Annotated in this window: 23 protein-coding genes; 6 read left to right on the forward strand and 17 right to left on the reverse strand. The window is 73.3% G+C overall.

Annotated features, from left to right (window positions below; genetic code table 11):
- The first annotated feature begins 1 nt into the window (after position 1).
- Positions 2-877, forward strand: a complete 876-nt coding sequence (locus O7613_RS14340) for a carbohydrate ABC transporter permease (protein WP_282294381.1) — start codon at positions 2-4, stop codon at positions 875-877.
- The gene (yicI, locus tag O7613_RS14345) at positions 874-3,129 is read left to right on the forward strand and encodes an alpha-xylosidase (RefSeq protein WP_282294383.1); all 2,256 of its coding nucleotides are present in this window, start codon (positions 874-876) and stop codon (positions 3,127-3,129) included. Before O7613_RS14340 ends, yicI begins: the two co-directional genes overlap by 4 nt.
- Here yicI and O7613_RS14350 read toward each other — a convergent pair.
- From O7613_RS14350 to O7613_RS14360, 3 genes are all read right to left on the reverse strand, one after another.
- Entirely contained in the window at positions 3,126-3,389 is a 264-nt protein-coding gene (locus O7613_RS14350) for a hypothetical protein (protein WP_282294384.1), read from the reverse strand. The genes yicI and O7613_RS14350 overlap by 4 nt on opposite strands.
- A gap of 30 nt (positions 3,390-3,419) precedes the next feature.
- On the reverse strand, positions 3,420-5,111 hold the full coding sequence (locus O7613_RS14355; protein WP_282294386.1) for a cellulose binding domain-containing protein: 1,692 nt from the start codon (positions 5,109-5,111) through the stop codon (positions 3,420-3,422).
- A 103-nt stretch (positions 5,112-5,214) separates the two neighbouring features.
- Positions 5,215-7,824, reverse strand: coding sequence for a CHAT domain-containing protein (locus O7613_RS14360; protein ID WP_282294387.1), 2,610 nt, complete (start codon positions 7,822-7,824; stop codon positions 5,215-5,217).
- A gap of 178 nt (positions 7,825-8,002) precedes the next feature.
- Here O7613_RS14360 and O7613_RS14365 point away from each other — a divergent pair, with 178 nt between their 5' ends.
- Genes O7613_RS14365 through O7613_RS14375 form a run of 3 tightly spaced genes read left to right on the forward strand, consistent with a single transcriptional unit; the run spans position 8,003 to position 10,441 of the window.
- On the forward strand, positions 8,003-9,313 hold the full coding sequence (locus O7613_RS14365; protein ID WP_282294389.1) for a S8/S53 family peptidase: 1,311 nt from the start codon (positions 8,003-8,005) through the stop codon (positions 9,311-9,313).
- A gap of 11 nt (positions 9,314-9,324) precedes the next feature.
- Entirely contained in the window at positions 9,325-10,005 is a 681-nt protein-coding gene (locus O7613_RS14370) for a sigma-70 family RNA polymerase sigma factor (protein WP_281587909.1), read from the forward strand.
- Positions 9,980-10,441 carry a hypothetical protein gene (locus tag O7613_RS14375; RefSeq protein ID WP_281587907.1) on the forward strand — a complete coding sequence of 154 codons (462 nt, stop codon included), beginning with the start codon at positions 9,980-9,982 and terminating at the stop codon, positions 10,439-10,441. Before O7613_RS14370 ends, O7613_RS14375 begins: the two co-directional genes overlap by 26 nt.
- A gap of 110 nt (positions 10,442-10,551) precedes the next feature.
- On the opposite strand, the gene O7613_RS14380 is transcribed toward O7613_RS14375, so the two are convergent.
- The 8 genes from O7613_RS14380 to O7613_RS14415 all read right to left on the reverse strand — a co-directional run bounded on the left by O7613_RS14380 (position 10,552) and on the right by O7613_RS14415 (position 18,649).
- Positions 10,552-11,580 (reverse strand): hypothetical protein, encoded by a 1,029-nt coding sequence (locus tag O7613_RS14380; protein ID WP_281587905.1) that lies wholly within the window; start codon positions 11,578-11,580, stop codon positions 10,552-10,554.
- Between the two features lie 197 nt (positions 11,581-11,777).
- Positions 11,778-12,308: a hypothetical protein gene (locus tag O7613_RS14385; RefSeq protein WP_282294391.1), complete on the reverse strand. Its 531-nt coding sequence runs from the start codon at positions 12,306-12,308 to the stop codon at positions 11,778-11,780.
- A 53-nt stretch (positions 12,309-12,361) separates the two neighbouring features.
- Positions 12,362-13,054 (reverse strand): urea ABC transporter ATP-binding subunit UrtE, encoded by a 693-nt coding sequence (gene urtE / locus O7613_RS14390; RefSeq protein WP_282294393.1) that lies wholly within the window; start codon positions 13,052-13,054, stop codon positions 12,362-12,364.
- Positions 13,054-13,830, reverse strand: coding sequence for an urea ABC transporter ATP-binding protein UrtD (gene urtD, locus O7613_RS14395; RefSeq protein WP_282294394.1), 777 nt, complete (start codon positions 13,828-13,830; stop codon positions 13,054-13,056). Before urtD ends, urtE begins: the two co-directional genes overlap by 1 nt.
- Positions 13,827-14,957: an urea ABC transporter permease subunit UrtC gene (gene urtC, locus O7613_RS14400; protein ID WP_282294396.1), complete on the reverse strand. Its 1,131-nt coding sequence runs from the start codon at positions 14,955-14,957 to the stop codon at positions 13,827-13,829. Before urtC ends, urtD begins: the two co-directional genes overlap by 4 nt.
- Positions 14,954-15,841, reverse strand: a complete 888-nt coding sequence (gene urtB / locus O7613_RS14405) for an urea ABC transporter permease subunit UrtB (RefSeq protein ID WP_282294397.1) — start codon at positions 15,839-15,841, stop codon at positions 14,954-14,956. Before urtB ends, urtC begins: the two co-directional genes overlap by 4 nt.
- 75 nt (positions 15,842-15,916) lie before the next feature.
- Positions 15,917-17,161, reverse strand: coding sequence for an urea ABC transporter substrate-binding protein (gene urtA / locus O7613_RS14410; RefSeq protein ID WP_282294399.1), 1,245 nt, complete (start codon positions 17,159-17,161; stop codon positions 15,917-15,919).
- A gap of 405 nt (positions 17,162-17,566) precedes the next feature.
- Positions 17,567-18,649, reverse strand: coding sequence for a substrate-binding domain-containing protein (locus O7613_RS14415; RefSeq protein ID WP_281587892.1), 1,083 nt, complete (start codon positions 18,647-18,649; stop codon positions 17,567-17,569).
- A gap of 96 nt (positions 18,650-18,745) precedes the next feature.
- On the opposite strand from O7613_RS14415, the gene O7613_RS14420 reads away from it, so the two are divergent.
- Positions 18,746-19,210, forward strand: a complete 465-nt coding sequence (locus tag O7613_RS14420; protein ID WP_282294402.1) for a MarR family transcriptional regulator — start codon at positions 18,746-18,748, stop codon at positions 19,208-19,210.
- 8 nt (positions 19,211-19,218) lie between these two features.
- Here the strand turns inward: O7613_RS14420 and O7613_RS14425 are convergent, their stop codons facing one another.
- Genes O7613_RS14425 through O7613_RS14450 form a run of 6 tightly spaced genes read right to left on the reverse strand, consistent with a single transcriptional unit; the run spans position 19,219 to position 23,796 of the window.
- Positions 19,219-19,965, reverse strand: coding sequence for an urease accessory protein UreD (locus tag O7613_RS14425; RefSeq protein WP_282294405.1), 747 nt, complete (start codon positions 19,963-19,965; stop codon positions 19,219-19,221).
- Positions 19,965-20,735, reverse strand: coding sequence for an urease accessory protein UreG (gene ureG, locus O7613_RS14430; protein ID WP_348775408.1), 771 nt, complete (start codon positions 20,733-20,735; stop codon positions 19,965-19,967). Before ureG ends, O7613_RS14425 begins: the two co-directional genes overlap by 1 nt.
- Entirely contained in the window at positions 20,725-21,417 is a 693-nt protein-coding gene (locus O7613_RS14435) for an urease accessory UreF family protein (RefSeq protein WP_282294406.1), read from the reverse strand. The genes ureG and O7613_RS14435 overlap by 11 nt, the downstream gene beginning before the upstream one ends.
- Positions 21,417-23,120, reverse strand: a complete 1,704-nt coding sequence (locus tag O7613_RS14440; RefSeq protein WP_281587887.1) for an urease subunit alpha — start codon at positions 23,118-23,120, stop codon at positions 21,417-21,419. Before O7613_RS14440 ends, O7613_RS14435 begins: the two co-directional genes overlap by 1 nt.
- On the reverse strand, positions 23,117-23,497 hold the full coding sequence (locus O7613_RS14445; protein ID WP_281587885.1) for an urease subunit beta: 381 nt from the start codon (positions 23,495-23,497) through the stop codon (positions 23,117-23,119). The genes O7613_RS14440 and O7613_RS14445 overlap by 4 nt, the downstream gene beginning before the upstream one ends.
- Complete coding sequence (locus O7613_RS14450) at positions 23,494-23,796, reverse strand: urease subunit gamma (protein WP_281587883.1); 303 nt, start codon at positions 23,794-23,796, stop codon at positions 23,494-23,496. Before O7613_RS14450 ends, O7613_RS14445 begins: the two co-directional genes overlap by 4 nt.
- Between the last annotated feature and the right edge of the window lie 490 nt (positions 23,797-24,286).

Genomic DNA, 24,286 nt, shown 5'->3' on the forward strand with positions numbered 1-24,286 from the left:
GATGGCCGTCACGATCACCGACGCTCCGGTCCGCCGACCGGCGCGCGACCGGCACCACCGTGGCGTCAGCCGATGGCTGGTGCTCGTCGGAGTCACCGCCGGCGCGCTCGCCATGCTCGTGCCGTTCGCGTTCATGCTGCTCAACGCGTTCAAATCGCCGGGTGACTACTCGTCGGCCGGGCCGCTGAGCTGGCCGACGGACTTCTACACCCGAGGTCTGACGACGTACTGGTCCGAGGTGAACTTCCCGCTCAAGCTGTGGAACTCGGCGCTCATCGCCGGCTCGGTGGCGGTCCTCGGCGTCGTCGTGTCGTTGCTCAACGCGTACGCCCTGGGTGTCGGCCGGGTCCGCGGCCGGTTGTGGATCGTCGGTTTGTTCCTGCTGGCCAACATGTTGCCGCAGGAGGCGTTGATCTACCCGCTCTACTACGTCGCCAAGGAGATCGGCCTCTACAACACCCGACTGTCGGTGATCATCATCTTCACCGTCGTCCAGAGCGCGTTCGGCACGTACCTGCTCGCCTCGGTGCTCGGCACGTTCCCGCGCTCGCTGCTGGAGGCCGCGGCGCTCGACGGCGCCGGCAAGTGGACGGTGCTGTGGCGGGTGGTCTTCCCCAACCTGCGGCCGACCCTCGCCGTCCTGCTCATCTTCTTCTTCATCTGGACCTGGAACGAGTTCCTCATCCCGCTCGTCATGCTGATCGACAACCAGACGCAGACCATCCCGGTCGCACTCGCGTCGTTGCAGGGTGACCGCCTGATGGACGCCCCGACGACGAACGCCGGCGCGTTGCTCAGCCTGGTACCGGCCATCCTCTTCTTCCTCATCTTCCAGCGCACCCTGGCGCGCGGCATCACCGCAGGAGCCGAGAAGTGAAATTCACCGACGGATACTGGCAACTGCGCCCGGGGGTCAGCGTCCTGCGCCCCGGCACGGTGGAATCGGTCGAGCCGGACGACCGCGGCTTCACCGTCTTCGCACCGGCCGGTCAGATCAACGGTCGGGGTGACACGCTCAACCGGCCCGTCGTCACCGTCCGCTTCTTCTCCCCCGCACCCGGCGTGGTCGGGGTCACCATCGGCCACCACAGCGGCGGGTTGCCCCGCGAACCCCACTTCGGGCTGCACACCGACGACACGCACCCGGTCACCGTCGACATCACCGGGCTCAGCGCGTCCCTGACCACCGGCGAACTGACCGTCCGGGTCGCGCTCGTCGACGGCTGGCGGGTCGAGTTCCGGCACGGCGACCGGCTCGTCACCGCGTCCACCGGACGCAGCGTCGGGATCGTCACCGACCGCGCGGGGCGCCGGTACGTGCACGAACGGCTCGCCCTCGGCGTCGGCGAGACGCTGTACGGGTTGGGCGAACGGTTCGGCCCGTTCGTCAAGAACGGTCAGACGGTCGACGTCTGGAACGCCGACGGCGGCACCGCCAGCGAGCAGGCGTACAAGAACGTGCCGTTCTACCTCAGCAGCGCCGGCTACGGCGTGTTCGTGGACCACCCGGAGCACGTGTCGTTCGAGGTCGGCTCGGAGGTCGTCACGCAGACCCAGTTCAGCGTCGAGGGCCAGTCACTCACCTACCACGTCGTCGACGGGCCCACCCCGAAGGACGTCCTGCGCCGCTACACGGCGTTGACCGGCCGGCCGGCCCGGGTGCCCGCCTGGTCGTACGGGCTGTGGCTGTCCACGTCGTTCACCACGTCGTACGACGAGAAGACGGTGGCCGAGTTCGTCGACGGGATGGCCGAGCGGAACCTGCCGCTGTCGGTGTTCCACTTCGACTGCTTCTGGATGCGCCAGTTCCACTGGGTCGACTTCGTCTGGGACCCGACGACGTTCCCCGACCCGGAGGGGATGCTCCGCCGGCTGCACGAGCGGGGCCTGAAGGTGTGCGTATGGATCAACCCGTACATCGCGCAGCGCTCCTATCTCTTCGAGGAGGGCCGCCAGGCCGGCTACCTGGTGCGCAACCCGGACGGATCGGTGTGGCAGTGGGACAAGTGGCAGGCCGGCATGGCGCTCGTCGACTTCACCGACCCGGACGCGGTGGCCTGGTTCACCGGCAAGCTCAAGGCGCTGCTGGACATGGGCGTCGACTGCTTCAAGACCGACTTCGGTGAGCGCATCCCGACCGACGTGGTGTGGCACGACGGGTCGGACCCGCAGCGCATGCACAACTACTACTCCTACCTCTACAACAAGGTGGTCTTCGAGCTGCTGGAGGCCGAGCGTGGCGAGGGTGAGGCGGTGCTGTTCGCCCGCTCGGCCACCGCCGGCGGCCAGCAGTTCCCGGTGCACTGGGGCGGCGACTGCGAGTCGACGTTCGTCGCGATGGCCGAGTCGCTGCGCGGCGGGCTGTCCCTGGCGTCCTCCGGCTTCGGCTACTGGAGTCACGACATCGGCGGCTTCGAGGGCACCCCCGACCCGGCGGTGTTCAAGCGGTGGATCGCGTTCGGCCTGCTCTCCTCGCACTCGCGGCTGCACGGCTCCGGCTCGTACCGGGTGCCGTGGGCGTACGACGAGGAGGCCGTGGACGTGCTGCGCCACTTCACCCGGCTGAAGCTGCGCCTCATGCCCTATCTGGCGGCGACGGCCGAGGAGGCGCACCGCGACGGGATTCCGATGATGCGCCCGATGATCGTGGAGTTCCCGGACGATCCGGCCGTGGCGCACCTCGACCGGCAGTACATGCTCGGCCCGGACGTGCTCGTCGCGCCGGTGCTCAGCGCCGACGGGCAGGTCACCTTCTACGTGCCCGCCGGCACGTGGACCCACCTGGTGACCGGCGCGCAGCTCACCGGCCCGGCGTGGGTGACCGAGAGGCACGGCTACGACAGCCTGCCGGTGCTCGCCCGGCCCGGCGCGGTCATCGGGTTCGGGGCGCGCTCCGACCGGCCCGACTACCACTGGCCCGACGGGGTGGAACTGCGCCTCTACGCCCCGACGGAGGGGCAGCGGCAGCGGGTGCGGATCCCGACCCCCGACGCGGGGCCGGGCGCCGAGTTCGAGGTGAGCTTCCGCGACGGGGTGGGGACCGCCGAACTGGTGGCGGGCGAGTCGTCGGCGTACCGCTGCGTGGTGGCCGTTACGGCCGCCCCGCGCCCCGCCCGTCTCGCGGGCTAGCCGCGGGCCGGCTGGACGGCGACGTGGAAGTTGAAGACCGCGCCGTTGCGGGTGAGGACGAGGTTCCATTTCCCGCCGTTCTTGAGCACGACCGGGTTGGACGTCGGGTAGCGCTGGAGGAACCACGCTTCCAACCGGTGCGCCTCGGCGTCGGCGAGCACCCCGACCTCCCCCACCTCAGCCGCGTGGTGCGGCTCCGGGTTGCAGCCGGCGTTGAACCGGTAGCTGGAGTCCCGGTTCCACCGGCCGCAGCCGAGCATCGTGACTCAGGTGGCCTGCCCCTGCCCCGGTCACCGGCGCAGGTGGCCGATGCCGTGCCGGTCGAGCCAGGTGACGGTCCGCCGCACGAACGTCGGCGCCGCCGGGCCGGCGCTGACGTCGGTGGCGACCAGCGGCACCTGGGCGGCGACCGGGAGCAGGGTGGACTGCCAGCAGGCCGGCGTGGCGCAGGCCGAGCGGTCGTCGACGCGCCAGGCGGCGGCCACGCTGCGGCCGCCCGGGTCGGCCGGGCGGTATTCCAGCCACCGGCTCAGGTCGTTGCCGCCGTCGATCCCGGCGGCGAGGACCAGGTTGAACGCGCCCCGGACGCGGAGCAGGCGGATCTGCTCCTGCACGCCGAAGGTCGGTAGGCCGGTGCCCAGGCACGCGGGACCGCCGTCGCGCCAGCAGGTCCAGACCACCCCGGGATCGGCGCCGCCGAGCGCCGGGAAGCTGTCGGGCGAGATGTCGAGGACCACCGCGTTGTCGTCGCCGAACACCTCCGCCACCGCGCCCCAGAAATTGCGGGCGGCGGATTCGTCGCTCTGGCGCAGCGACACGATGGGTGTGATGCCGGCCCGGGCGAGCCGGTCGACGTACCGGGCCGCCTCGTCGAGGTAGCCGACACGGTTCGCCCTGTCGGTGGGGCTGCCGGTGTAGGCGTAGCAGGTGTCGCTCAGCACGACCCGCACCGCGTCGACGCCGCGGGCCCGCAGCGCGGCTACGGACGCGTCGTCGACCGGGCCGTCCCAGCGGATCGGTCCCCACGCGCACTCGCCGGGCACGGCCGACCGGATGATTCCGCGTGGCCGGTACGGCCTCGGGTCGGTTGTGACCGTGCGGATGCGGTTGCCGAACGCCTTCAGCGCGGGCGCGGCGCCGGGCGCCTGCGGCGGGAGCACCCGGATGCCGCGGACCTCGGCGGTGGCCTGGGCGCCGCTGCTGTCGTAGGCGGTGGCGGTGATGCGGGTACCGGTGTTCGGCGGCACGCCGCGCCAGTCGAACGCGTACGGCGCGGTGGTGTCCACGGCGAGCAACGTGCCGCGCTCCCGGAACTCGACCCGCTCGATCCGCCGGCCGGCCGTCGCCGCCGTGGCCTCGGCACGGATCGGGATGACGCCCGGCGCGGCGAAGAAGTCGTCGGGCAGGGGCGAGGTGAGCGCCACCGACGGCCCGCCCGGCAGCGGGCTGGGGGTGGGGCTGGGCCGCGGGCTCCCCGAGACCGGCGGCGACGAGGGGGGCGGGGGCGAGGATGGCGGCGGCGAGGAGGCCGGCGGCGACGAGGGGGGCGGGCTGGCGACGTCCCCGTCGCACGGCTGGCCGCTCAACAACCACTCGGTCGGCTCGGGGTTCGCGCCCTGGTAGTTGCCGCCGAACCGCACCGTCACCGAGGCGCCGGTCGGCAGCGTGGATCCGGCCGGTGGACGGAGCGTGGTCAGCGGGTACAACTCGCCGCTGCCGAGCGTGTATCCGTCCGGCAGCCGGTCGTAACCCATGGTGATCGATTGACCGTTGGCCTGCCGGAACCGCAGCCACCAGTCGGTGACGGGAGAGCCCAGGTTGGTGACGGTGAGCTCGGCCCAGAAGCCGCCGGACCACTCCCGGGTGACCGTGTAGTCCACCGTGCACGACGTCGCGGCGTAGGCCGGCGGTAGCACCATCGTCATGGCCCCGCCGACGACGACCGCGGCGGTCGTGGCCAGCGCGAAGATCCTGCGTCGCATCGTGCCCCCGTTAGTATCGACAGTTGTCGCTTAACACAGCGTCAACGGTCGGGACACGGCCTGTCAATACCGCGGCGAACGCCGGGCCTGCGGGACGCCACCGTCAGCCGGCCCCGAAGCAGACGAAGGCCGCCGCGGTGGCCCGGGCGGCACCGTCGCCCGTCGCGCCGAACGCCCGCTGCGCCTCGGCGAGGGCACCCGCCGGGCCGGCACCCGCCCGCATCCGCGCGTGCAGGTCCAGCATCAGTGCCGTGGTGGGCTCGGCCGGCACGGGCAACACGGTCGCGATCAGACACCGCGTGCCGAGCGCCAGGAGCACCGCGGTGAACCCCATGACCTCGTCGCCGGGGCGGAGCCCGGTCAGGCCGGAGTCACAGGCGGAGAGCACCACGCAGCCGGGCGGCCGGGCGACCGCCTCCCACTCGTGGGCGAACAGCGGCCCGTCGGCCAGTTCCAGGCTGGAGAACTGGGGGTTGTCCGCGCGGAATGTGCCGTGGGCGGCGATGTGCACCAGCCCCGCCCCGTCAAGCGCGGCGGTCAACGCCGCGGCGGTGGCGTCCGGCCCGGTGAGTCGACGCGCCCCGGGCAGGACCTGGGCGAGCCGGCACACCTCGGCGTGCCCGGCCGGCAGGCGCGGGCCGGCGGCCAGGACCGGCGGCCCGGCCGGCAGTTCCCGCCGGTCCGCCCCGAGCCAGGCGGTGGCCGAGGGGGCGACGGTCACCGGACGCCCCGCGCAGGTGGGCAGCGCCGACCAGGGCACCGCGTGCAGCGCCCCGACCGGGACGATCACCAGGGCCCGGTCGGCCAGCCGCAGCGGGGCGAACAGCAGCCGATCCAGGGCGGCTGCGGCGTGGGCGGCCCCCGCCCGCGCGGCGGCCGTGTCGCCGGTGGTGACCAGCCGGCGCAGGGCGAACCGGTGCCGGCGGGCCAGGTCCGCCGCGGCGGCGAGCGGGCCCAGGTCGTGCAGGCTGGCCCGGCCGTCGCGGACCATTACCGCCCGGATCCGGTCGCCGTGGGCCACCAGCTCGACCAGCACCCGGGAACCGAGCCGCGCGGCCAGCGCGCCCACCCCGGGCGGGGCCAGCACGGCGCCCTCACCGGGCACCCGCCGGGCGAGGTCCCGGATACGCTGTTCCAGCCGGGCCTGCCGGCCGCGCAGGGCGGTTGCCGGGCGGCCGGCCAGCACCTCGTCTTCGAGCAGGCTGCTGACCAGTCGGAGCTCAGCGAGCGCCGCCACCAGTTCGGGGTCGGCCGGGGGGCGGGCCGGCCGGGCCCGCAGCGCGTTGGCCCGCCACCGCTCCGCCCATGCCAGGACCCGTGCCGGCGCGCCCGCCCGGACCGCGATGTCGAGGCCCTCGGCCGCCAGTTCCTGACCGTACGCTCCACTGTGGGCACGCAGCTCGGTGGCGCCGAGCGACATGCGGTGCCGGTCGAGCACGGCCAGCCCGCGGCGCAGCGCCCGGGCGGCCCCGGGTTCGTCCCCGCCGAGGCGGCGCGAGAGGGCCAGGGCGTACCAGCCCTGTGCCCGCCGGTCGGCGGTGCCGCGACGGCGGGCCCGGGCGGCCACCGCCAGCAGGTTCCGGGCCCGGCCTGGCCGCCCCAGCGCGGCGGCCACCAGGCCGGCCTCGATCCGGGTGGTCAGCGCCGGACCCGGCCACCCGGTGGCGTCGAGCTGGTCGGCGGTACGGGCCATGGCGGTGAGCAAAGGCGCCGAGCGGGTGCCCCGGCGGTACTCGGCGCGCAGCTCGACGTGCCGGGCGAAGACGGCCCAGGTGCGCCGGCCCTGGCGACGGAACCGGGCCCGGGCCGCGGCGGCGGCCTCGGTCGCGGTGTCCAGGTCCGCGGCGAGCAGCGCAGCGCGGGCCCGGGCCAGCAGCGCCTCGGCGAAGTCGGAGGCCATGCCCCGGCGCCCCAGTTCCCGGACCGCCGCCGTCGCCACCACCACCGCCTCGTCGACGAGCGGCACCGACAGCAGCAGCTCGACGCGGTCCAGCAGCAGCGCCGGCCGGGGCACGGCGAGCCGCCGGTACTCCTCGTCGACGGTGGCGAAGCAGCGCAGCGCGCCGGCGATGTCGCCGCGCCGGCCGGCCGCGATGCCGCAGTTCCACCGGGCGTCGGCCGCCGCGAGGTCGAGGCCCAGCCGTTGGAACGCGGCTGCCGCGCGGGACAGGTCGTCGTGGGTGCCACCGGCGGCGCCCCGGTGGGCGTTGAGCAGCCCCCGGTTGTTGCGCGCCCGCGCCTCCAGCAACAGATCACCCTCGCGCAGGGCGATGTCGACGGCCAGGCCGTAGTCGCGGACCGCCTCGTCGTAGCGACCCCGGTAGTGCAGCACCACGCCCCGCTGCATCCGGGCCCGCCCCGCGTCGGCGCCGACGAGCTGCGGCAGCGCGGCGGTCACCGCGCGCAGCGCGGCGGCGGTGTGGCCGGCGTTGGCCAGCACGTAGCCCTGGCTCATCCGGGCCAACGCCCGGGTCCGGGGCGTGCCGGCGGCCCGGACCGCGCGGCGCAGGTGGCGCAGCGCGCCGGGCAGGTCGTTGAGCTCCCGCAGGGCTAGGCCGACGGCCCGCTCGGCGGTGGAGCGCTCGTCGGCCCCGGCCGCGGACCCGGCGGCCAGCACCCGCTGGGCGATGGCGATCGCCTCGTGCGGGTAGCGCTGCACGGCGTCGAGCGCCGCCTGGGCCGTACCGGCACCGGAACCGGTGCTGTCGGGCATGCCCCACAGAGTCCCCGAACCGGTACCCGGCCGTCAATGTCTTCGGGGCATGTCGGGAATCCGCACCAACCCTTAACGTCATTGACATACGACCATGCTTTGGAAGAATCGGCGACACCCGGGAAACATGGCCACGCCGGCCAGTGGCGGGCGCTTCTGCCGACCGCATGGAGGACCCGTGTCGCCTGACCGTCCCGCCGAGCCGCCCCCGGCCGGCCAACTGTCCCGACGGCGACTGCTGGCCACGGCCGCGCTGGCCGCCGCAGCGTCGTTCGCCACCGCATCCCGTGCGGCCCCGGCCCGCGCGGAGGGCGCGGACGACGTCGCCTACCAGCGCGCCTTCGACGAGGCGCTGGCTGCCGACAAGAACGTCCGCCGGCACACCACGCCGGGCCGGGAGTTCCTCTACCGGCCACGGCAGTTGCTCGCCGCCGACGCCGACGCCCAGCGGGTCACCGCCTGGCTGCGCGCCCGCGGCCAGGTGGTGGCCGGGGGCGGCGGCTTCGCCGGGGTCACCCGGCTGCTCTTCGACCGGGAGACCGACGTTCCCGCGATCGTCACCAAGCTGCGCGACCCCCAGCAGTGGCCGGGGCAGCCGGTGCCGAAGGTGCAGCCGCACCACGTGCTGCTGGGCTTCGGCAACATCATGGGCAACCCGGGCGGCCCGCCCGCGACGGTCGCCGCGCTGTCGCCGCCGGACCCGGCCCGGCTGGGCGAGGGCGCCGGGGTGACCGTCGGGATCTGCGACACCGGCATGTGGCGGCAGGCCGGCAGCTACCACCCGCAGTGGCTCGGCGGGGCGTACCTGCCGGAGGTCGACGACGAGGACCCGCTCTACGTGCACACCGACGTGCTCGCCCCGCAGGGCGGGCACGGCACCTTCGTCGCCGGGGTGGTGCGGCAGGCCGCGCCGGGGGTCCGGGTCGACCCGGAGCAGGCGCTGACCGCCACCGGCCTCGGCGACGAGGCGTCGGTGGTGGCCGCGATGGCCCGACTCGCGCCGGCCGTGTCCGTGGTCAACCTGTCCCTGGGCGGCTTCACCCAGGACGACCAGCCGTCGCTGCCTCTGGCCAACGCCGTGGCCGCGCTACCCGGGACGAGCGCCGTGGTCGCGGCGGCGGGCAACGCCGGCACCAGCCGGCCAACCTGGCCCGCCGCGCTGGACCGGGTCGTCGCGGTGGCGGCGGTCAGCCAGGGCTCCGGTGGCGTGGTGCCGGCCACCTATAGCGGCTACGGGCCATGGGTCGACGTCTGCGCCGTCGGCGAGCGCCACAGCACGTACGTCGAGGGGCAGTTGCCGCTGCCGGGCCGGCCGACCCGGGTGTTCCACGGCTTCGCCGCCTGGGCGGGCACCTCGTTCGCCACGGCGCACGTCTCCGGTCGGCTCGCCGCCCTGATGACCGCCGGCGGCCTGACCGCCGACGCGGCCCGGCTGGCGCTGCTCGCGGCGCCGCGCTGGCACCCCGACTACGGCGTGCTCGTCGGATGAACGGGCGGGCCGTGAGCAACGGAGCAGCGCCCCACCAGCCGGCGGACGGCGTCGCCGTGACCGACCCGAGCGCGACCGACCTGGTCACCGCCGCGGCGGGCGGGGACGAGTCGGCGTGGGTGGAGCTGGTCCGCCGGTACACCCCGCTCGTCTACTCGGTGATCCGGTCGTACGACCTGAGCCGCGCCGACGCCGCCGACGTCAACCAGACCGTGTGGCTGCGTCTCGTCGAGCATCTGGGCCGGGTACGCGACCCGCAGGCCCTCGCCTCCTGGCTGGCGACCACGGCCCGGCGCGAGTGCTACCGGCTGTCCCGCCTCGGCCGCCGCACCCAGCTCTTCGACCCGTACGACGACGCGCTGGACGCCTACCATGGCTTCTCCCGCTCGGCGGAGGTCGCGGCCCCCGACGAGGAACTGCTACGCGCGGAGCGGCGGCAGGCGCTGCGGGAGGGCTTCGCGCAGTTGCCGCCGCGCTGCCAGCAGCTGCTGGCCCTGCTGACCACCGACCCGCCGGCCAGCTACCGGGAGATCGCCGAACGGTTGCGCATGCCGATCGGCAGCATCGGGCCGACCCAGGCCAGATGCCTGCGCCGGCTACGGGACTGCCCGGCGCTCGCCCCGTTCCTCGGGACGGCCGCGACCCGGACGAACGGAGGTGAACGCGATGGAGCCGTTGCCGCCGGCCGATGACGTAACCCTGGCCGCCGAGCTGGGCGCGGCGCTGCGGGAGGTCGGGGCGGTCCCGGAGGAGTTCCTGACCGCCGCACTGGCGGCGTTCGCCTGGCGGGGCGTCGACACGGAGGTGACCCTCGCCGAGCTGACGTTCGACTCGGCGTGCGACGCGGCGCCGGCGCTGACCCGGTCGGCCGGGTCGACGCGGACGCTGTCGTTCCGCAGTGCGGCGGTGGTGCTGGAGATCGAGGTGACCGACGCCGGCATCGTCGGTCAACTCTCCCCGCCCCGAGGTGGGCGGGTGTCCGCGCAGACCGCCTCGGGCACGTACGCGGAGGCGCCGGTCGACGCGGTGGGCTTCTTCTCGCTCGGCGCTCCCCCGCCCGGCCCGGTCCGGCTGCGTGCCCACACCGACGGCTACGCGGTGGCCACCACCTGGGTCTCGCTACGCTGACCCACCGCCGGCCGGGACGACGGCGCTCGCGGGACGCCCGGACCGTCCCGCGAGCGCCCGGCGACGGGGCCGCGGGCTGCCCGGGCCCGCGACCCCCGCTGTTGGCCGGGCTACTGCCGCCCGACGCTGATCAGGTACTCCACCCCACCGAGGTCGGTCCGCTCCGCACCGCTCGTGTCCGGCCCGAACTGGGTCACGTCGAGCGCGAACTCCTTGTCCGAGGCGGCCTCGGCCGCGAAGGTGAGGGAGAACTCGACCCGCTCACCCGGTTTCAGCACCAGGTTGCCGAGGCTGGCCTTCGCCGGCTCGACGACCTCCACCTGGTTCTTGCCGACCTCGCGTACGCCGGTGCCGACCTTGCCACCGGCCTGCCACCGCTCGAACAGGGTCGGCCCGAGGTCGACGACGACCCGGCCGCCGACACGCTGGATCGGCTCGCCCGGCTGCGTGAAGACCAGGTCGTTCTTGGTCTCCACCTTGAGCGAGTTGCCGATGGCGAACGGCCGTACGATCGCCGGCCCGCCCGCGACGAGCCGCACCGAGTCGACGTTGCGCCAGGCGATGTTGTTGTTGTTGCGGGTGTTGGTGCCGATGTCCGGGCCCTCGAAGGTCATCGGATCGGTGGCCGACACCCACCTGGCCAGCAGGCAGAAGTGGCCCGGCCCGGGCACCCCGGTCCACGGGATCGTCACGGTCGTGGTGCCGGCGAAGGCGGTCACGTTCATCGCGCCGATCTGGGTCCAGTGCATCGGCCAGACGGCACCGCCACCCGGCGTCGTCCGGTAGACCCGCAGCACGCCGCCGCTGGTGCCGGTGCCGTACGGGCCGGGGTTACGCAGCTTGACGAAGATGTAGTTGGTGACGCCGACGATCGGGTTCTGGCTGACGGCACACTCGACGGCGGTCGGGCAGACCTTGATGTCAGGGCTGGCCCACAGCGGGTTGAGCGAGTGGGGCTGGACGCCGACATCGGCGGTGACGTCCCGGATGTAGACGTCGGTGCGGGCCGCCGCGGCATTGTCCGGCCGCGCCACGACCGGCGCGGCGGCGGCCGTGGTGACCGCCAGCAGGGCGGCCAGCGCCGTGCCGGTGAGCACGGCCAGCGCCGAGCGGCGGACACGTCTTCCTACGTTGCCCATGACAGGCTTCTCCCATCGTCGAGAAACCGCCGACCGGCGTTGTCGCCTACCCGGCCGACGCGATGACGTTGTTCAGGAGCGCGGCGCGGCGGGGCTGATACGCCCGGCGGGAGCGGTGACGGTCAGATGGAGCGAGGAACGACGAATTAGACGGACGTCGATGCTATTGCGAAATGCTCGCGATCCGCGGCGAGCACCTACGTGAGCGCGTGCACCAGTGCGGTCGCCGCTCCGGCCAGGAGAGCCACGCCCGTGCCGGCACCGACGACGGCGCTGGGGGTGAGGTGGAACCGTCGGGCGACGGGGACGCTGACGAGCGCGACCAGGGTGACGAGCGCGGCCCAGACCGCGAGGACCGGATAGTCCAGAAGTGGCGCCAGGGGGAAGAAGTGCAGGCCGACGATCAGGGCGATCCAGGCCGGAACCAGGGACGTGCGGCCGATCCGCCGGAGCCAGATCGCGCCGGCGGCACAGAGGACCACCTCGATCAGGACGATCACCCCGAAGACCGGCCCCGTCCGCTCGTCCACGGAGTTGCCCTCGTCCCAGGTGCGTGCCGTGACGATGCCGCCGATGATCGCGGCGACCAGGGACAGCACCGAGCCGATGCCGAGCCAGGGGCGCCACGCCCTGGGCGGCGCCTCCTGCGCCCAGCCGAACCAGACGATCCCGAAGACTCCGAAGATCGCGGCGGTGGCGGCGGCGTTGGCGGCGAATTCAGCATCCATCGGCGCAGTCTAGGGTGGACGGCAGTCGCTCCGGACGGTGCCCGCGCTCATCGTCAGACCGCGAGCGCCGCGCGCACCTCCCGCTCCGCCGTGACTCCCCCGTCGCCGTGCGAGGTGACCCGGCCGGATTCGAGGACGTGGTAGCGGTTCGCCACCCGCAGCGCGAACCCGAGGTGCTGCTCGACGAGCAGCACGCTGAAGCCGGACTGCCGGGTCAACTCGACGATCCGCTCCTGGATCTCGGCGACCACCGACGGCTGGATGCCCTCGGTCGGCTCGTCGAGCATGAGCAGCCGCGGCCGGGTGATCAGCGCACGGGCGACGGCGAGTTGCTGGCGCTGACCACCGGAGAGCAGCCCGGCCCGCCGCCGCAGCAGCGGACGCAGCGCCGGGAACAGGTCCAGCACCTCCGCCGTCGCCACCGCGCCGTCGCGCCGGCCGTCGGCGACCAGGCGCAGGTTCTCCGCCGCCGTCAGGTGCGGGAAGCACTGCTGGCCCTGCGGGACGTACGCCATGCCGCGCGCCACCCGCTCGTGCGGCGCGAGCCGGGTGACGTCCTCGCCGTCCAGCTCGACGACGCCGGCGGTCGGGCGCAGCAGGCCCGCCGCGACCCGCAGCAGGGTGCTCTTGCCGGCGCCGTTGTGCCCGAGCACCGCGGCCACCCCGTCGGGCGGGACGGCGAGGTCCACGCCGTGCAGCACCCGGGACCGCCCGTATCCGGCGTGCACCCCGCGCAGGGTCAGCATCATGCCTCCAGACCGCTGGGGACCGACCCGGCGTCGACCGGGTGGCCAAGGTAGACCTCCTGTACGCGCGGGTCCGCCTGGACCTGCGCCACCGTGCCCTCGCTGAGCACCTTCCCCGCGTGCAGCACGGTGACGCTGCGCGCGAAGCGACGCAGGAAGTCCATGTCGTGCTCGATCACCACCACCGTGCGGTCCCGGCTCACCGTCTCCAGCAGGGCGCCGGTGGCGTCGCGTTCCTCGTGGCTCATCCCGGCGACCGGTTCGTCGAGCAGCAGCAGCCGCGCGTCCTGCACCAGCAGCATGCCGATCTCCAACCACTGCTTCTGGCCGTGCGCGAGCGTGCCGGCGAGCTGGTCGGCCCGGCCGGTCAGCCCGATGGTGGCCAGCGCGGCGGCCACCTCGTCGGGGATCCCCCGCCGGCGCCGGGCCAGGGTGGCCCAGCTCCGGCCGGCGCCGGCCGCGATGTCGAGGTTCTGCACGACCGACAGCTCCTCGAAGACCGTCGACGTCTGGAACGTCCGGCCGATGCCGAGCCGGCTGATCCGGTGCACCGGACGCCCCAGCAGCTCCTGGTCGCCGAAGCACACCGAGCCGGTGGCCCGTACCAGACCGGTGATCGCGTCGACCAGGGTGGTCTTGCCGGCGCCGTTCGGCCCGATCAGGAACCGGATGTCACCGGCGGGCACCTCGAGCGAGACGCCGTCCACGGCGGTGAAGCCGTCGAAGCTGACCCGCACGTCACGGACGGACAGCCCGTCGAGTCGGTCGTCGCTCATGGATGCACCTCCGTCCGCTGGGCGCGTCGTCGGGCCAGCGCCCACAGCGACGCCAGGCCGCCGGGAAGGAACGCCACCACCACCACGAAGAGCAGACCCTGGAGGTACGTCCAGGTGCCCGGGAAACGTTCGGAGAGGGCGGTACGCGCCCAGGCGACCGCCACCGCGCCGAGCACCGGCCCGAGCAGCGTGGCCCGGCCGCCCACCGCCACCCCGATGACGAACTCGATCGACGGGACGATGCCGATGAGGGCGGGCGAGATGATGCCCACCGCCGGCACGAACAGCGCGCCGGCGAGGCCCGCCATCCCCGCCGCCACCACGTAGGCGACGAGCTTGACCGACGCCGGGTCGTAGCCGAGGAAACGGACCCGCTCCTCGCTGTCCCGCACCGCCACCAGCAGTTCCCCGTAGCGGCTGTGGATGAGCTGGCGGGTCAGCGCGAGCAGCGCGAGCAGGACGCCGGCGATGATGAAGTAGACCATCCGCTGGTTGACCGGGTCGTCCAGGTCGTAACCGAAGAAGCCCTGGATGTCGGTGAGCCCGTTGGTGCCGCCGGTGGTCCCCTGCTGACCGATCAGCAGGATCACCATGGCGGCGGCGAGAGCCTGGCTGAGGATGGCGAAGTACGCGCCCCGCACCCGGCGGCGGAACACGAGCGAGCCGAGCCCGAAGGCGACGGCCATCGGCAGCAGCACCGTGGCCGGCAGCGCGAACCACGGGCTGGCGAACGGCCGCCACCAGACTGGTAGTTCGTCGAGCTGCCCGTACAACTGCATGAAGTCGGGCATCCCACCGGGACCCGCGTCGGCGAGCTTGAGGTGCATGGCCATCGCGTAGCCGCCCAGGCCGAAGAAGACGCCCTGGCCGAGGGTGAGCATGCCGCCGCGCCCCCAGGCGATGCCGATGCCGACGGCCACCATGGCGACGCAGAGGTACTTGGCGAGCAGGGCCAGCCGGAAGTCCGACAGCGCCAGCGGCGCGACGGCGAACAGCAGCGCCGCGCCGAACGCGAACCCGGCCGCGGCGCGCAGCCGGGACCGGCCACCGGACCGGCCCGGAGGCGCGGTCCCGGCCGGGGCCGGCGCGCCGGCGGTGCTCGGTGGCGCGGGTGTCACGGCGGTCATGCGAGGCTCCTGGTCCGCAGGGTGAACAGGCCCTGTGGCCGCCACTGGAGGAACGCGACGATCGCCACGAAGACGATCACCTTGGCGACGCTGAGGGTGGTGAGGTACTCCCCGGTGGCCTGGAGGACCCCGAGGGCGAAGGCGACGATCACGCTGCCCTTGAGTTGGCCGATCCCGCCGACCACGACGACCAGGAAGGCGTCGATGATCAGGTTGGTGCCCATGGTCGGGCCGATCGGGCCGAGGAGGGTGAGCGCCACCCCGGCGAGCCCGGCCAGGCCCGAGCCGAGGAAGAAGGTCGTCCGGTCGACCCGGGCGGTGGGGATGCCGGAGACCGCGGCGAGGTCGCGGTTCTGGACCACCGCGCGGATCCGCCGCCCCAACGGGGTGAGCCGCAGCGCCAGGGTGAGGGCGGCGACGGCGGCCAGGGCCAGGGCCAGGATGAACAGCCGGTTGTTGGCGACGGTCAGCCCGCCGGGCACCGCCACGTTGCCGGTGAGCAGGTCCGGCGCGCGGGTCTGCACGTTCGGACTGCCGAAGATGTCCCGGGCGAGCTGTTGCAGCATCAGGGACACACCCCAGGTCACCAGCAGGGTGTCCAGGGGACGGGCGTAGAGCCGGCGGATCAGCAGGAACTCCAGCAGCACCCCCATCGTGCCGGCGACCACGAACGCCACCGGCAGCGCGACGAGCAGCGACAGGCCGGCGCCGGTGATGCTCTGTTGCAGCACGTACGTGGTGTAGGCGCCGGCCATGATGAACTCGCCGTGCGCCATGTTGATGACGTTCATCTGCCCGAAGGTCAGCGCCAGCCCGAGCGCGATGAGCAGCAGCACCGCGCCGATGCTGATGCCGGTGAAGAGTTGACCGAAGAGGACTGTCACGGTGGGTACTCCCGTACTGCTGGTCGGGGGCCCGGGCGGGGCGCGTCGTCGCGGCGCCCGCCCGGGCCGGCGTCGTCAGCTCAGGCCGCTCGCCCACGGATAGGTCTTGAGGTACGGGTCCGGCGCGACCGGCTTGCCGGAGTTCCACACCTCGGTGATCAGGCCGTCCGCGCCGATCTTGCCGATGCGGGCGGTCTTGGCGATGTGCTGGGTCTTGCCGTCGACCGTGACCAGGCCCTCCGGCGCGTCGAAGGTGATGCCGTCGGAGGCGGCGCGGACCTTCTCGACGTCGAACGCGCCGGCCTTCTCGACCATCGCCTTCCACAGGTAGACGCTGACGTAGGCGGCCTCCATCGGGTCGCTCGTCGGCTTGTCCGCGCCGTACTTCGCCTTGTACGCGGCCACGAACTTGCCGTTCGCCGCGCCGGGCGTGGTCTGGTAGTAGTTCCAGGCGGTCAGCTGACCCTCCAGGTATTGCGTGCCGATTCCCTTGACCTCCTCCTCGGCGATGGACACCGACACCACGGGCATCGCGGCGGCGGTCAGCCCGGCCGACTTGTACTCCTTGAAGAACGCCACGTTGCTGTCGCCGTTCAGAGTGTTGAAGACCGCCTTCGCGCCGGACGACTTGACCTTGTTGACGATCGTGCCGAATTCGGTGGACCCGAGCGGCGCGTAATCCTCGCCGGCCACTGTCATCCCGTTCGCCGCCGCGTACGCCTTGATGATTTTGTTGGCCGTCCGGGGGAAGACGTAGTCGCTGCCGACCAGGTAGACCGATTTCGTTCCCTGAGCCTTGAGGTAGTCGAGTCCGGGGACGATCTGCTGGTTGGTCGTCGCGCCGGTGTAGAAGATGTAGGGCGACTGTTCCAGACCCTCGTACTGCACCGGGTAGAACAGCAGCGCCTTGTTCTTCTCGAACACCGGCTTGACCGCCTTGCGGCTGGCCGACGTCCAGCAGCCGAAAACGGCGGCGACCCGGTCCTCGGAGATGAGCTTCTCGGCCTTCTCCGCGAAGGTGGGCCAGTCCGAGGCGCCGTCCTCCCCGATCGGTTGGATCTTCTTGCCGAGGACGCCGCCGGCCGCGTTGATCTCCTCGACGGCGAGCATGATGGAGTCGCGGACGGTGACCTCGCTGATGGCCATGGTGCCGGAGAGCGAGTTGAGCAGGCCCACCTTGACGGTGTCGCCGGAGACGTCGGCGGTGACGCCGGCCCCGCCGCCCTCGTCACTGGTCTTGCTGCCGCACGCGGTCATGGCCGCCGCGGCGACGAGGGTCATGGCGCCCGCCAGGATGCGGCGGCTCCAAACAAGTGACATCTATTCTCCCTGCGGTGCAGTCAGGTCACGAAAGGACGGTCGGTGCGGTCCGGTGGAGCTGAGGTTGGCGATGCCGAGGTCGACGGGTGGACGTCGCCTGTGGTCATCGCATCGGCTACGGGCACGCAAAGCGTCGACCGGCATGATTGCGCGGACGTTTCCCAGTCCTTAATTGACTGTTTCCCGCGCGCCCTGGAGAGAGCGCACGTCACAATGCCGGCATCACCTTCTCAAGATGATTCCGGCAGTGATTGTTTCGGCGAGAAAAAGGTCACCACAATGGTCGGCGGACAGATTTCCGCCGACGGTGGACGCACAATCGCGGTATCCGGCCGCGGCCAGATACTTCACGCAGGAAGTATTTTAGGGCCGGGTCGGGTGGACGTGTCAAGGGTGTGCCGGGCGTCAGAGCTGGGCGAGCACGGTGAAGTCGAGACCGTCGGCCTCGGCGAGGTAGATCCGCTGACGCACGTGCCGACGACGCAGCCGCAGCCGACCGCGCGGCCCGTGGTAGGCCACCGTGTCGGCAGCCGTCTCGATCGCCCGTACGTCGAGGGTGCGGGCCTGCCCGATCAGGGCGGCGAGCAGCATGACGCCCTCGTAGCAGGACTCCCCCAGGCTGCCCAGCGGCGGCGCCTCCACCCCGAACCGGCGGGCGAACTCCCCGTGGAAGTCGAGGTTCTCCTGCGTCCCGAGGCCGGCGAAGAAACCCGCCGTGCTGTAGAGCCGCCGCGTCGCGCCCGCCCCGCTCGCCAGCAGCATGTTCTCGTCCATCAGGGTGCTCAGCCGCAGGCAACGCTGGTCCATCCCGGCACGCGCGAACGCCCGGTTGAACCGCACCGCGTCCGCGCCGACGAGCAGCATCACCACCGCGTCGGCCCCGCTGCGCTCGATCCGGCGTAACACGTCGTCGAAGTCGTACGTCTCCAGCGGCAGGAACGCCTGCCCCACCACCCGACCGCCGCCGCGCAGCGCGTACCGCTGGGCCGCCCGCGCGGTGCGCCGGGGCCACACGTAGTCGTTGCCGACCACGAACCAGCGGCGCACGCCCTGCTCCCCCGCGAGCAGCCGCATCGCGGGCCACAGCTGGGCATCCGGCGTCTCGCTCGTCAGATAGACCCCCTCGGTACGCTCGCCGCCCTCGTACAGGGCGGTGTAGACGTACGGCACCCGGTGCGCGACCCGCGGCGCCAGCGCCTGCCGCACCGAGGAGATGTGCCAACCGGTCACGCCCTGCACGGCGCCCACCGACACCAGCGCCTCCACCTGGGCGGCCACCTCGGCCGGCGGGGCGCCACCGTCGACCGGCACCAGCCGCACCTCGCGGCCCAGCACCCCACCACCGGCGTTGATCTCCTCGACCGCGAGCTGGGCGCAGAGTTCGCAGGTCGGGCCGAACATTCCCGCCGGCCCGCGCATCGGGTAGACAAGCGCGATGCTGACCACGGCCCGATCGACGGTGAGCCACGGCGGTGCCGGCGCGGACATGAGCCCATGATTGCCCGGTCGACGGGGGAAAACCACAGCTCACCACGGAGCGGGACGAGTCGCTACGATGACAGGGCCACCGGCCCAGGGAGCTTTATGTCAGACGTGCCCGGGGCGCCAGCCGATCTGCTGCGCTCGCTCGCCCGCGCCGAACGGCTGCTCTCCCGCCGGTTGGCCGCCGTGCTTGCCGACGACGACCTGACCACCGAGGCGTGGCGGGTGCTCTGCCTGCTCGCCGACGGTCAGGGCCATCCGATGAGCGAGGTGTCCGCCGAGGCGTCGCTGCCGCCGGGGACCCTCACCAAGCTGGTCGACCAGCTCGTCGACCGCAATTTGGTGTTCCGGCGGATCGACCCGCTGGACCGCCGACGGATCCGGGCCTACCTGACCGCCCGGGGCCGCCGCGAGCACGCCCGCCTCGACGAGCGGGTCCGGACCAGCCTCGCCGAGGCGGGCGTACCCGCCGACACCGCCCTGCTCGACCACCTCACCGACCTGATCGCCCGACTCGACCCGGCGGGTCGCCGCGACCACGCCGAGGCGGCCGGCCCGCGCCGCTGACCCCCGCCTCACCCCACCTCGGCGCGCAGCGGCGCGACCGCCACGTCGAGCTGGGCGCGCAACGTGTGCGCGTCGGGCGCGGTCGCGGTCCACAGTGTCGCCGGACCACCGGCCAGGGGCAGCCGGGCGAGGGTGCCCTCGACCGTCGCGCGCTCGTGGGGCAGCGACGGGTCCACCACCAGCAACGACCCCGTGGCCGAAGCGCCGCCGAGCACCGCGGGACCGGCCCAGCCGGGCGCGCCCGGTCCCACGGCCAACGACTGGCGCAGCAGCGGGCGGCCGTCGTAGTCGACCCGGGTGTGCACGACCGCGCCGCCGGGCGCCTCGCCGTACCGGCCGCAGATCACCTCGTCGCGCCAGGTCAGCCTCGCCCCGGCGGCCAGCTCGACCCGGGACTCGGCGAGGTGGGCGCAGCCGGCCGCCGCGACCAGTTGCTCCGGCAGCCAGTGCAGCGCGCCGCCGTCGTGCACCACGGCGCGGACCGCCATCCGCGACACCGCGTCGGGGCGGCCGGGCAGGGCGACCGAGGCGGCGACGCTGTGTACCCGCACCGCCGCCCCCGGTCCCACCTCGATCTCCAGCCGCAGGTCGTCGCCGGCGAGCGGGCCGGCCGCCCCGCCGACGACGTACACGGTCACGACCCGACCGCTGCTGGGGGTCTGTCGCAGCAGCAGCGGCGTCTCACCGCGCAGCTCGGCGAGGACCGTACCGCCCCGGCCGTCGGCCCGGGCCATCAGCCGGGCGTACGCGCGCATCAGGTCGGGCCGACCCGCGCGGCGATCGGGTGCCGGGCCGCGTGGTGGGCCAGTTCGTGGCGGATCCAGTCGGCGACCCGCCCCGCGGTCTGGTCGCCGACGATCGACAGGAACACGGTCGGCAGGTCGCCGCGCCGGGCCCGCGCGTCCCGGTCCATGACGGCCAGGTCCGCGCCCACCATCGGGGCCAGGTCGGTCTTGTTGATCACGAGCAGGTCGGCGGACGTCACCCCGGGTCCGCCCTTGCGCGGCACCTTGTCCCCGCCGGCCACGTCGACCACGAAGATCTGCCGGTCCACCAGGCCCCGACTGAACGTGGCGGTCAGGTTGTCCCCGCCGCTCTCGATCAGCACCAGGTCCAGCGGGCCGACCGCCTCCGCCAACTCGTCCACGGCGTCGAGGTTGGCCCCGATGTCGTCCCGGATGGCGGTGTGCGGGCAGCAACCGGTCTCCACGGCGCGGATCCGGGTCGGGTCCAGCACGCCGGCCCGCTTGAGGAAGTCGGCGTCCTCGGTCGTGTAGATGTCGTTGGTGACCACGCCGAGTCGCAGCTCGCCGGCGAAGGCCCGGCACAGGGCCGCCACCAGGGCGGTCTTGCCGGACCCGACCGGCCCGCCGATGCCGACGCGCAGCGCCCGGCCGGGGAGTGCCAGCGGCGGATGCGGGTCCACCCCCGGTTCGGGGTGGGTGTGCGGAACGGTCTCGTCGTGCGGGGCGGGATTCTTCTCGGCAGTGGACGCGGCGGTCGGCCCAACGGTGTCAGGACGCAAAGAGACGCACCTCCCAGGTGGCATGAGCTTCGGCGTGGATGTCGGCGAGGGGCGCGGCTGCCGCGGGCAGCCGCTCGGGTGGGTCGTCGGCGGCCCGGGCCGCCTCGGCGGCGGTGCCGTCGCATCGGTCGGCGAGACCGACGAGCAGGGCCTGGACCCGGTACGGGTCGAGGCCGAGCAGGCGTACGCCCGCACTTGCCGCACCGGTCACCGTCCCGTGGACGGCGACCGTGGCGGTCTCGGCGCGGCTCAGGCCGGCGGCGGCGCAGAGCAGCCCGAGCACCAACGGCTGGTGTGCTCCGCCAGGTGTGGCGGGCAGGTCGTCGAAGGACGCCGCCGGCCAGATGGCCCGGCCCGCGCGCAGCAGGGCCCGGCCCTGGCGACGGGACACCGCGCGCAGCGCCGGCGCCGCCGTCCGGGCGTCCAGCTCCGCGTCGAGCAACGCCAGCGTGGTCCCGCGGTCGGCGGAGCCGGCCGAGGTCACCGCCCGGTGCGCCGCCGCCGCGAACGCCGCGCCGACCAGCCCGGCGGTGGCCAGCCGGCCGGCCAGGAACGCCTCCAACGAGGCCAGGTCGGTGACCCGGCCGGCGGCGACGGCCGCCTCCAGGCCGTTGGAGTGGGCGTGCGCGCCGGCCGGGAAACGACCGTCGGCCAGCAGCAGGAGCAGGCTCGACGTCGCCATCAGAACAGGAAGTACCGCTGGGCCATCGGCAGGCGTGGCACCGGATCCGGCTCCACCACCTGACCGTCGATCCGCACGGTGAAGGTGTCCGGGTCCACCTCGATCCGGGGCATCGCGTCGTTCTCCGGCAGGTCGGCCTTGCCCCGCGAGCGCACGTCCGCGACGGGCACCACCCGTCGCCGCACGTCCAGGCGCAGCCCGGCGTCGAGCGCGGCCGGCGCGACGAACGCCAGGCTGGTGGCCGCCGCCGCGGCGCCGTACGCCCCGAACATCGGGCGCGGCAGCATCGGCTGCGGCGTCGGGATGGACGCGTTCGCGTCACCCATCTGGGCGTACGCGATCATGCCGCCCTTGAGCACCAGGTGCGGTCGTACGCCGAAGAACGCCGGATCCCACAGCACCAGGTCGGCCAGCTTGCCCGGCTCGACCGAGCCGATCTCGGCGTCCAGCCCGTTCGCCATCGCCGCGCAGATGGTGTACTTCGCCACGTACCGGCGGGCCCGGTGGTTGTCGGCCGCGCCGTCGCCGGGTAGCGCGCCGACCCGCTCCTTCATCACGTGCGCGCTCTGCCAGGTGCGCAGGATCACCTCACCGACCCGGCCCATCGCCTGGGCGTCGGAGCCGATGATGGAGATCGCGCCGAGGTCGTGCAGCAGGTCCTCGGCGGCCATGGTGGACGGTCGGATGCGGCTCTCGGCGAAGGCCAGGTCCTCCGGCACGGACGGGTTGAGATGGTGGCAGACCATCAGCATGTCCAGGTGCTCGGCGAGGGTGTTGGCGGTGTACGGCCGGGTCGGGTTGGTCGACGACGGCAGCACGTTGGGTTCGCCGGCCACCGTGATGATGTCCGGCGCGTGCCCGCCCCCGGCGCCCTCGGTGTGGTACGAGTGGATGGCCCGACCGGCGATCGCCCGCAGCGTGTCGGCCACGAAACCGGCCTCGTTGAGGGTGTCGGTGTGGATGGACACCTGCACCCCGGAGGCGTCCGCCACCCGCAGGCAGGCGTCGATCGCCGCCGGGGTGGTGCCCCAGTCCTCGTGCAGCTTGAAACCGCCCGCGCCGGCGCGCAACTGCTCCCACAGCGCCTCCGGCGAGACGGTGTTGCCCTTGCCGAGCAGCAGCACGTTGACCGGCAGCGTGTCCAGCGCCTCGTGCATGCGGGCCAGGTGCCAGGCGTTCGGGGTGACAGTCGTGGCCCGGGTGCCCTCGGCGGGGCCGGTGCCGCCGCCGACGAGTGTGGTGATGCCGCTGGCCAGGGCCTCGGTGACGATCTGCGGGCAGATGAAGTGCACGTGGGTGTCGACGGCGCCGGCGGTGAGGATCCGGCCGTTCCCGGCGATGACCTCGGTGGCCGGGCCGATGACCAGCTCGGGGTGGACGCCGGGCATGGTGTCCGGGTTGCCGGCCCGGCCCAGGGCGACGATCCGCCCGTCGCGCAGACCCACGTCGGCCTTGACCACGCCCCAGTGGTCGAGCACCACCGCGCCGGTGATGACGGTGTCGAGGGCGCCCTCGGCGCGGGTCGCCCGGGACTGGCCCATCGACTCGCGGATCACCTTCCCGCCGCCGAAGACCGCCTCGTCGCCGCCCACGCAGTGGTCGGTCTCCACCTCGATCAGCAGGCTCGTGTCGGCCAGCCGGACACGGTCGCCGGTGGTCGGCCCGTACAGGTCGATGTAGCGGTCCCGCCGCACGGCGCTCACCGCGCCGGCCCGTCGCCCGCCGGCGCCCCGCTTGCCGGCGCGTCCGTTCCGGGCGCGGTCGGTGCGGCTACGTCGAGCGGCCCGGCGCACTCGCCGCGCAGCCCGGGCACGACGCGTGCGCCGCCGAACGGGACCAGCTCGACGGTGCGGCTCACGCCCGGCTCGAACCGGACCGAGGTACCCGCCGGAACGGCGAGACGCTGGCCCCAGGCGACCGCCCGGTCGAACATCAGGGCCGGGTTGGCCTCGGCGAAGTGGTAGTGCGAGCCGACCTGCACCGGACGGTCGGCGGTGTTGACCACGACCAGGGTGGTCACCGGCCGACCCACGTTGATCTCGACCGGGCCGGCCGCCGGCAGGATCTCCCCGGGGATCACGGGATCGGGTGGTGCACCGTCACGAGCTTGGTACCGTCCGGGAACGTCGCCTCCACCTGCACCTCCCTCAGCAACTCGGGGATGCCGTCCTGCACGTCCTCGCGGCCGAGCACCGTCCGGCCGGCCGACGTGAGGTCGACCACCGACCGTCCGTCGCGGGCCCCTTCGAGCAGGAAGGCGGTGATGATCGCGACGGCTTCGGGATAGTTGAGTCGCAGGCCGCGCTCGCGGCGGCGGCGAGCGACGTCGGCCGCGACGTGGACGAGCAGGCGGTCCTGCTCGTGCGGGCTGAGGAACACGGGATTCTCCGGTGGGGATCGGCGTGGCCCGCTCGCTGTCGGCTCCGCGCGGAGCCGCGCCGGGCAGCACCACCCGGAGGACGAGCTGGAGTCACACGACCGCCGCGACGACCGTCGACGGAGTGGCCCGGGACTCCACCGTCCCGGCCCGCGCGACGGGCACCCGGCGGTGTCGGTCGGATGCGGACCGCACCGCCCACCGCTTGAGCAGACCGTAGAGGATCGCCACCGGCGGGGGCAACAGTGCGCTCGGGATGAGGGCGATTATTACGGCGAGCGAATTAAATCGTCAAGTGGCCGAACGGCCCATCATCCGGACGCTAGCTCGACTGGCAGCGGAAACGTTGCAGCCGCCACGCACTCACGGTCCACCGCTCGGGTGCCACCGCCGCACCCCGAGACCCGCAGAACGCCGACTTGTTTTCTTCTGCAAATGAAGAAACTCCTTCCAAAGCATTGACGGGCCGTCGCGTCGGTCCTTAGCGTCACC

This window comes from Micromonospora sp. WMMD975 (genome assembly GCF_029581215.1).
In the GTDB taxonomy this organism is placed as follows: domain Bacteria; phylum Actinomycetota; class Actinomycetes; order Mycobacteriales; family Micromonosporaceae; genus Micromonospora.

Coding starts and splice junctions, on each gene's coding strand:
- O7613_RS14340 (WP_282294381.1), top strand. CDS start 2: ATGGCCGTCACGATCACCGACGCTCCGGTCCGCCGACCGGCGCGCGAC.
- O7613_RS14350 (WP_282294384.1), bottom strand. CDS start 3,389: ATGCTCGGCTGCGGCCGGTGGAACCGGGACTCCAGCTACCGGTTCAAC.
- O7613_RS14355 (WP_282294386.1), bottom strand. CDS start 5,111: ATGCGACGCAGGATCTTCGCGCTGGCCACGACCGCCGCGGTCGTCGTC.
- O7613_RS14360 (WP_282294387.1), bottom strand. CDS start 7,824: ATGCCCGACAGCACCGGTTCCGGTGCCGGTACGGCCCAGGCGGCGCTC.
- O7613_RS14375 (WP_281587907.1), top strand. CDS start 9,980: ATGGAGCCGTTGCCGCCGGCCGATGACGTAACCCTGGCCGCCGAGCTG.
- O7613_RS14380 (WP_281587905.1), bottom strand. CDS start 11,580: ATGGGCAACGTAGGAAGACGTGTCCGCCGCTCGGCGCTGGCCGTGCTC.
- O7613_RS14385 (WP_282294391.1), bottom strand. CDS start 12,308: ATGGATGCTGAATTCGCCGCCAACGCCGCCGCCACCGCCGCGATCTTC.
- urtE (WP_282294393.1), bottom strand. CDS start 13,054: ATGCTGACCCTGCGCGGGGTGCACGCCGGATACGGGCGGTCCCGGGTG.
- urtD (WP_282294394.1), bottom strand. CDS start 13,830: ATGAGCGACGACCGACTCGACGGGCTGTCCGTCCGTGACGTGCGGGTC.
- urtC (WP_282294396.1), bottom strand. CDS start 14,957: ATGACCGCCGTGACACCCGCGCCACCGAGCACCGCCGGCGCGCCGGCC.
- urtA (WP_282294399.1), bottom strand. CDS start 17,161: ATGTCACTTGTTTGGAGCCGCCGCATCCTGGCGGGCGCCATGACCCTC.
- O7613_RS14415 (WP_281587892.1), bottom strand. CDS start 18,649: ATGTCCGCGCCGGCACCGCCGTGGCTCACCGTCGATCGGGCCGTGGTC.
- O7613_RS14420 (WP_282294402.1), top strand. CDS start 18,746: ATGTCAGACGTGCCCGGGGCGCCAGCCGATCTGCTGCGCTCGCTCGCC.
- O7613_RS14425 (WP_282294405.1), bottom strand. CDS start 19,965: ATGCGCGCGTACGCCCGGCTGATGGCCCGGGCCGACGGCCGGGGCGGT.
- O7613_RS14435 (WP_282294406.1), bottom strand. CDS start 21,417: ATGGCGACGTCGAGCCTGCTCCTGCTGCTGGCCGACGGTCGTTTCCCG.